Consider the following 6,163-nt stretch of genomic DNA (forward strand, 5'->3'; position numbering starts at 1 on the left):
GATGTCATATCAATCAGATACTCGCTGGGATTTAGAAGTTTACAACCGAGACGGTAAAAGAGTGCTTGTCGTTCAACTCAAGAGTAAACTTAATGCTTCTGTGGAATGGGCGGTAGAATTTCGACGTAATATTCTTGCCCACGGCATTTTTCCAACCGCTCCTTATTTCCTCATGGTTTTTCCCGATCGGTTTTATCTGTGGATTGACAGCGATGGGGGAAACGATCAAAGCAAACCAAATTATGTTATTGATGCGCGCCCTATCGTTGGGCCTTATCTTGAAAAAGCTGGAATACCTGCCGATCGAAACATAAGTGTTGAGAGCCTAGAAATAATTTTTGGAACTTGGTTATCAAGAATAATTTATTCAGAGAAACTTCCCGATCAAACAGATGAATCTCAACAATGGCTGATTGACTCAGGTCTTTATGCTGCCATAGCTGGAGGTAGTTTAAAATACGAGGCGGTGGCTTGAACGTTTACGTTGAAACTAACTTTTTGAATCCGGTTGAGCGCTAATACCAAATCCGCTTCCATCACCCCCTTGATGCCGAACGACTCGCATTCGCGGCTACACAAACAAAGACCGCCTGCGCGGTCTATAAAATAAAGGGGGTAATCAATCCGGATTTGGTATAACTTCCAAGAGAACTGACTTTGATTACCCTCCAAGCTGTTTGCGCTCCAATCTTCCCGCTTTTTACAAAGGAGAAGCAGCCGTGGATGAATGCGCGATCGCTCCCCCTCACCGTCTGCTGCACTAGCGGTTCTGGGGGATTGGCGGTGGGTGCGATCGCCAAGATAAAATTGATCGCAAGACCAATCTGGATGCGCCTTCTATGCAGACTTCGATCTTAGCAGCGATCGCAAGGGCAAAAGCCGAAAATCGGTTTGTGAGCGATCGCGAATTATATCGTTGAATTGCCCCTAATAAAAAAACCTCACAGAGTCGTTGCGTAGGGACACGGCATCAGAGATATCTCGGACAAACAGATAACTTTGATCGTGCCGTGTCCCGGCTTCTAATTATGAGTAATCGACCGAACATGATATTACAAGCAGAAGAAGAAAGTTTGCAGCAGGATCTTGCTCATATCGAAGCTGCCAGAACAACGATCGACCAAGATCAAAGCTTGATTGATGCAGCAGCCAAAGAGGAAAATGCCGAGCCATCAACAGCTCAACCATTTTGGGAAAAGATAGCAGAAATTGGCGCAGAAATTCCTGAATCGGAATGGGCAAAGATTCCTCGCGATCTAGCAACCAATTTTGAATATTATATGTATGGAGCGCCGAAAGAAGAATGAGGTGGCAACAAGTTGGGCGAGTAAGCTAAAACTGATATAACGACCTCAGCTTTTAGCAAGGAAAAATATACCCACTATGGGCTATCAGATTACCACGTCTGCGAAAGACGAAATAAAGCCTGGTGTTTTCATGGAAACGAGCGCCAGCCTCAGCGAATCCGGCGAGTTAAACATCTGGACAAGAAGTTGGACTCACAACTTCTTGCAAGGATCTCATTCGAGAGTTGTTGTTTACCTGCTTGGTGAAAACGACCACCATTGGGGAAAAACAGATGCACTTGCTTGTGGAGTTGGTGGAATTGGAGAAACCCTATTGCCTATTTTTGACAAGTCGGTGAAATCTGACCGTTCGGAGCAATACAAATTTCACATTCCTGCCGATTTTGTTTCACAAGTTAAGTATCTGAAGATTGTCCATTTCAGCAAGAACAAGGATTTCGCGGAATATGTAAGGATATTGCATCGCCTTTTATCCGATGACAAGCATCCAACTCATGTTACTAACAACTATACCGGCATCGGTCACATGGAGGGTTGTAGGCTAGGAGACAATGTTAAAGTCGGCGGCGTAATATATGAAGCCAGAGGAATTCAGTTAACTCAAATACCAACGGAGAACAAAACTATGACTCCCAATCCCAAAAATGATACTCGTAGCGGTGATACAATAAATCAGAGTAGTAACTTTGGTATTGGTCACATGAACGGCGGCAAGATTGAGGCGGGTGCGAAAGTCGCCGGAGTGATTAACGAAGCAGAACAACAGAACTTAACCGAAGCTGCTGCCCAGATTCAACAATTACTCGAACAACTGGAGAAGTCTTACCCAACTAATACTACTGCGGGGAAGATGGCGATCGCTACCGAAGCAATTTTGCAAATTGATAGCAATCCGACGCTAGCAGATCGAATCCTCAGTGCTTTGAAAGCTGGCGGAATCTCTGCCTTTGAGCAAGTCCTTAACCATCCCGCTGCGAGTTTCGTCATCGGTGCGTTGGAAGATTGGAAGGAAAGTAAGGGAAGTTAATGCTAGGTTATATGATGGCAGGCTTATTACCCATAATATAAATGGGTGCATCACCAGGATTACCCACAATCATCAGCCGGGACACGGCAGGATTAAAGTTATCTGTTTGTCCGAGATATCGTCAGATGCCGTGTCCCTACGCAACGACTCTGTGAGGTTTTTTTATTATGGGCAATTCAACGGACATGATATTAGTTATCAATGACATTAAAGACATAGACACGCCCCAATCCTGCGGCGGTCTTTTTTGATTGATCTTGTGGGTGATCGCTCCAAAGTTCTGGTTTGATCGCTACTTGCCCTCACAACTAACTTTCACTATCTTCTAAGCAGTTTGCGATCCAATCTTGCCGCTTTTTACAAATGAAAAGCTGCCACGGGTGAATGTGCGATCGCTCTTTAAGAACGTGAAAGCAATTATAGCGATCGCTAAGATCAAATTTGTCAGTAGTCAAGGACAATAATGATGACTAAAACTCAACAAGAAATTGTCCGACAAGGGTATCAAGCATTAGTTGATGCTTTAGGTATCGTTGATACAATTCGCTTTATTCAGCACTTCAGCTCTGGTCAAGGAGACTACACCCAGGAACGCCATGTTTGGCTAGACGGAACCTCGTTACAAGATATTCTGACATTACTCCCTTCCCACCCGAAGAATTTGTATTTAATGAACCGCGAAGACGCGAAGAACGCGAAGGAAGAAGAAGGAAGAAGTACATAATCTTCTACCGGGAAGGGAGTAATGAGGCAGCATCGAGAAGACGATCCAGAGCGGTACGATGAGATCGTTGAATAGCGATCGCTCTGCTATTATGGAAACTCTATAACATAGCGATTAGGGGTAAAGTATGCAAGCAATTCTTTTAAGCCGTGAAGAAGTTGCTCGACTTGCAAAGCAACTATACGAAAGCAGAATCCGCCAAGAAGTGGAGATTGAAGAAAATATTGGCAAGATGGCGATCATTGACATTGAGACAGGTGAATACAAAGTTGATGAAAATGGCTTACGCGCTGCCGATTACTTGCTCAACAAACATCCCCATGCTCGACTGTTTGGAATCAAAATCGGGTACAACGTCGCTGCATCTTTTGGTGGTGGAATTATGGAGCGTGTAGTCAAGTGATTTCGGGAATTGTGGTTGATGGACACGCAATTATTACCATTCCCCAACCATTAGCGATGTGTGGGTTCATGTCAGCGACTCCAGGTAGGGACGCATGACGTTGGCAACCCGACAAATCTTGGCGTAGTGCCAAAGAGAATCCATTGTGCAGCAACGAGAGCGCCAGCTCTCGCGCAAAGCTTCCAGCGCTACGTCCAAACCAATTTTGTTGCGGTATTTGAAGCAGTCTGCCACCGTCTTGGCGATGTTGAACACCCGCACCGTAACTCCAGAAACTAGATGTTCTTCGACACCAGCAGTAAGAGCATTTCCTGACATATATACAATCCGCAGGGGCAGGCTCTCTTCTTTCGGAGGGCGAGCTTTGCTGTCAATAGCTAGCCAGATCTCAAAAGGTGCTTGAGTGGTCAGTCTATGAAAGCGGAGTGCCGACAGCAGACAAACAATACCTTTTGGCACACGTTTGCCAGCAGCAACCAGACTGTAGTTTTCTGTCAAATCGCTATTAGAGAGGGTGTACAGTCCACGTCCGGAGCGGAAAAGCAGTCCTTGGTTTTCTAGACGCCGCAGGTACTCCCGATGAATTCCGTGTGCCTCCACGTCTCTTGGTCGGAGGACACCCACTTGGCGTGCTAGAGCCAGTACTTGCCCTGTTTTCGATTGGCTCATCTGGTGCATTTTGTGTCAAAATGTCGGTAATTATAATTTTAGACCGACATTTTGACACAAAAAGGCAATCATATCATTTCGGGTCGATTACCCCTAATCAGAAGCCGGGACACGGCACGATCAAAGTTATCTGTTTATCCGAGATATCGATGATGCCGTGTCCCTACGCAACGACTGGGTGAGGTTGTTTTATTATGGGCAATTCAACGGACATCATATTAAACACTAACTTCCAAGAGAACTAACCTTAACTACCTTCCAAGCAGTTTGCGATCCAATTTTTTTGCCGCTTTTTACAAATGAAAAGCTGCCACGGGTGAATGTGCGATCGCTCCCCCTAACCGTCGGCTTCACTCCAATCAGTTGCTTTACCTGTTCTGTTGTTAACAACCACCCTTTCTCAGCAGCTTTCTCTAGTTCCTCCAGTCCTTGCAGTGGTTCTGGGGGATTAGGAGTAGGTGCGATCGCTTCCACCAATTTAGTCAATTCCGCAACAATCAGCGATGCGTCGCTTTGATTCTGGGAAGTCTCGATTCCAAAGTTAGATAAAGTCCCGCCTTTTTTTAGGTGTTCGTCTAACTTATCCATCTGCTTCAGTTGCTCAGCCGATATTTTTCCCCGCACCACGGGTTCAATATTCAAAGCCTTCATCCGGTCATATACTGATTGCCTGCTGCTTAGTCCGTAGCGTTCTCGCAGATCGCTTACAAGATAAAGGTCTTTGTCTTTTTCTGCCATTTCCGGTTAAGCGTTAATTTATCTTCTTCCAGTAATTACTAGACAAGTCTGAGTTGTCCTGCTATTATGAAGCGTACAAGCAAATCGCGCCGTATAGAGGATCTGATCCATCCCCTACACGACGACTACCCCCTAAACACGCTAGGAGGCTCAATTATCATGACAAATTTTGACACAGGATGGGGAACAGTACTAATTTCCCTGCCGCAATTGGTTTACGCACAAACTCGCTCGCTCGTGCCTGGAGAAGGCGACACTTTGCCTAAGGTGATTCCTGGTACGAGCAACCTGCCAGTTCCCTCTGATGGCTATGAAGTCGTGAGGGTAATGGTTTTTGGCTCACATTACGGGGTTAATTACACCATCCGTTGGCTATACAGGCTCCAGTTTGCTCAGGTGAGCGAGTGGAGTTTTCTTATGCCTGCTCCCAATCCAGGCGAAGTCATGAGTATTGTCACCAAACGAATCCCGCGCTTGTCGCACTAACTGATCGGTCTTGGGTACAACTTGGTAGCGACTTTGTAGCCGCAGTGCTGGCGATTGTTTTAGCCTCATCGGCTAGCGATCGCCAGTTGCTTCCCATCATCAATAATGAGGAATAGCCATAACCAACAGCAACGGGAACAGTATTAAGTTCCCAGCCGCCATTATTTTCTGCTCAAACTCGCTCGCTCGTGCCTGGAGAAGGAGTCCAACGACTTTACCCAGGCTGACGCATCATAATTCTTCTCCCCCTGAGTCTTCGCCAATAATTTCTTCTAAAGTCTGTTTTTGCCATTTAGCATAATCAGCCGCCTGCTCATTGAGCAGAGCAAAATTAGCTTCAATTCTCGCTGCCACGATCTGTGCAGCAAAGGCAGCTGGGCTACGACCGTGGATTTTAGACCACAACTTTAAACGGTTGTAGTTATATCGCGAGAGAGTGATGTTGATCCGAATATTTTCTTCTGGAAGCTGCATTCTAGTTTTTACACAGATACTTTACTGTATTATGGATCCATAAACACTCTTTGTAAGGAAAAGATTCTTTACAACATCTCTGGAGACACTGTAATATAATCAAAAAAAAGACGCGCCGCCGCATTGTGCTTCCAACACGTTACGGCGACGACTTCCGCTCCTAGTGATTAGCCCAATAGGAGGGCACATCGATCATGACAAACTTTGAGTGCGATTCGTTCAGTTGAAATAAGTAGCAACACTTAGGGAAGACTGGCTGGGAACAGAGAAATCTAAACCCTGACAACTTTATAAGCAAGATGGTGAGCCTAGTACCCTAGAACGGCAAACCCATC

9 protein-coding genes are annotated in these 6,163 nt (G+C 45.6%); 6 read left to right on the plus strand and 3 right to left on the minus strand.

All coding sequences use genetic code 11. From position 1 onward, the window contains the following. The first annotated feature begins 1 nt into the window (after position 1). The 5 genes from MiSe_RS32515 to MiSe_RS32535 all read left to right on the plus strand — a co-directional run bounded on the left by MiSe_RS32515 (position 2) and on the right by MiSe_RS32535 (position 3,461). On the plus strand, positions 2–475 hold the full coding sequence (locus MiSe_RS32515; protein ID WP_226587915.1) for a hypothetical protein: 474 nt from the start codon (positions 2–4) through the stop codon (positions 473–475). Positions 476–1,028: 553 nt separating this feature from the next. After that, positions 1,029–1,307, plus strand: coding sequence for a hypothetical protein (locus MiSe_RS32520; RefSeq protein ID WP_226587917.1), 279 nt, complete (start codon positions 1,029–1,031; stop codon positions 1,305–1,307). 130 nt (positions 1,308–1,437) lie between these two features. Next, positions 1,438–2,334 carry a hypothetical protein gene (locus tag MiSe_RS32525; RefSeq protein WP_226587918.1) on the plus strand — a complete coding sequence of 299 codons (897 nt, stop codon included), beginning with the start codon at positions 1,438–1,440 and terminating at the stop codon, positions 2,332–2,334. A 466-nt stretch (positions 2,335–2,800) separates the two neighbouring features. Continuing rightward, entirely contained in the window at positions 2,801–3,058 is a 258-nt protein-coding gene (locus MiSe_RS32530) for a hypothetical protein (protein ID WP_226587920.1), read from the plus strand. A gap of 127 nt (positions 3,059–3,185) precedes the next feature. Continuing rightward, positions 3,186–3,461, plus strand: a complete 276-nt coding sequence (locus MiSe_RS32535) for a hypothetical protein (RefSeq protein WP_226587922.1) — start codon at positions 3,186–3,188, stop codon at positions 3,459–3,461. 66 nt (positions 3,462–3,527) lie between these two features. Here the strand turns inward: MiSe_RS32535 and MiSe_RS32540 are convergent, their stop codons facing one another. Together MiSe_RS32540 and MiSe_RS32545 are read right to left on the minus strand one after the other, a co-directional pair. Continuing rightward, entirely contained in the window at positions 3,528–4,130 is a 603-nt protein-coding gene (locus MiSe_RS32540) for a type IV toxin-antitoxin system AbiEi family antitoxin domain-containing protein (RefSeq protein ID WP_226587924.1), read from the minus strand. A gap of 225 nt (positions 4,131–4,355) precedes the next feature. Beyond that, positions 4,356–4,868, minus strand: a complete 513-nt coding sequence (locus MiSe_RS32545; protein WP_226587926.1) for a hypothetical protein — start codon at positions 4,866–4,868, stop codon at positions 4,356–4,358. 159 nt (positions 4,869–5,027) lie between these two features. On the opposite strand from MiSe_RS32545, the gene MiSe_RS32550 reads away from it, so the two are divergent. Further along, entirely contained in the window at positions 5,028–5,354 is a 327-nt protein-coding gene (locus tag MiSe_RS32550) for a hypothetical protein (RefSeq protein ID WP_226587928.1), read from the plus strand. A gap of 231 nt (positions 5,355–5,585) precedes the next feature. On the opposite strand, the gene MiSe_RS32555 is transcribed toward MiSe_RS32550, so the two are convergent. Further along, positions 5,586–5,828, minus strand: a complete 243-nt coding sequence (locus MiSe_RS32555; protein ID WP_226587930.1) for a hypothetical protein — start codon at positions 5,826–5,828, stop codon at positions 5,586–5,588. Between the last annotated feature and the right edge of the window lie 335 nt (positions 5,829–6,163).

It is taken from the genome of Microseira wollei NIES-4236 (assembly GCF_020521235.1).
Taxonomy (GTDB): Bacteria; Cyanobacteriota; Cyanobacteriia; order Cyanobacteriales; family Aerosakkonemataceae; genus Microseira; species Microseira wollei.

Coding starts and splice junctions, on each gene's coding strand:
- MiSe_RS32515 (WP_226587915.1), top strand. CDS start 2: ATGTCATATCAATCAGATACTCGCTGGGATTTAGAAGTTTACAACCGA.
- MiSe_RS32520 (WP_226587917.1), top strand. CDS start 1,029: ATGAGTAATCGACCGAACATGATATTACAAGCAGAAGAAGAAAGTTTG.
- MiSe_RS32525 (WP_226587918.1), top strand. CDS start 1,438: ATGGAAACGAGCGCCAGCCTCAGCGAATCCGGCGAGTTAAACATCTGG.
- MiSe_RS32530 (WP_226587920.1), top strand. CDS start 2,801: ATGACTAAAACTCAACAAGAAATTGTCCGACAAGGGTATCAAGCATTA.
- MiSe_RS32535 (WP_226587922.1), top strand. CDS start 3,186: ATGCAAGCAATTCTTTTAAGCCGTGAAGAAGTTGCTCGACTTGCAAAG.
- MiSe_RS32540 (WP_226587924.1), bottom strand. CDS start 4,130: ATGAGCCAATCGAAAACAGGGCAAGTACTGGCTCTAGCACGCCAAGTG.
- MiSe_RS32545 (WP_226587926.1), bottom strand. CDS start 4,868: ATGGCAGAAAAAGACAAAGACCTTTATCTTGTAAGCGATCTGCGAGAA.
- MiSe_RS32550 (WP_226587928.1), top strand. CDS start 5,028: ATGACAAATTTTGACACAGGATGGGGAACAGTACTAATTTCCCTGCCG.
- MiSe_RS32555 (WP_226587930.1), bottom strand. CDS start 5,828: ATGCAGCTTCCAGAAGAAAATATTCGGATCAACATCACTCTCTCGCGA.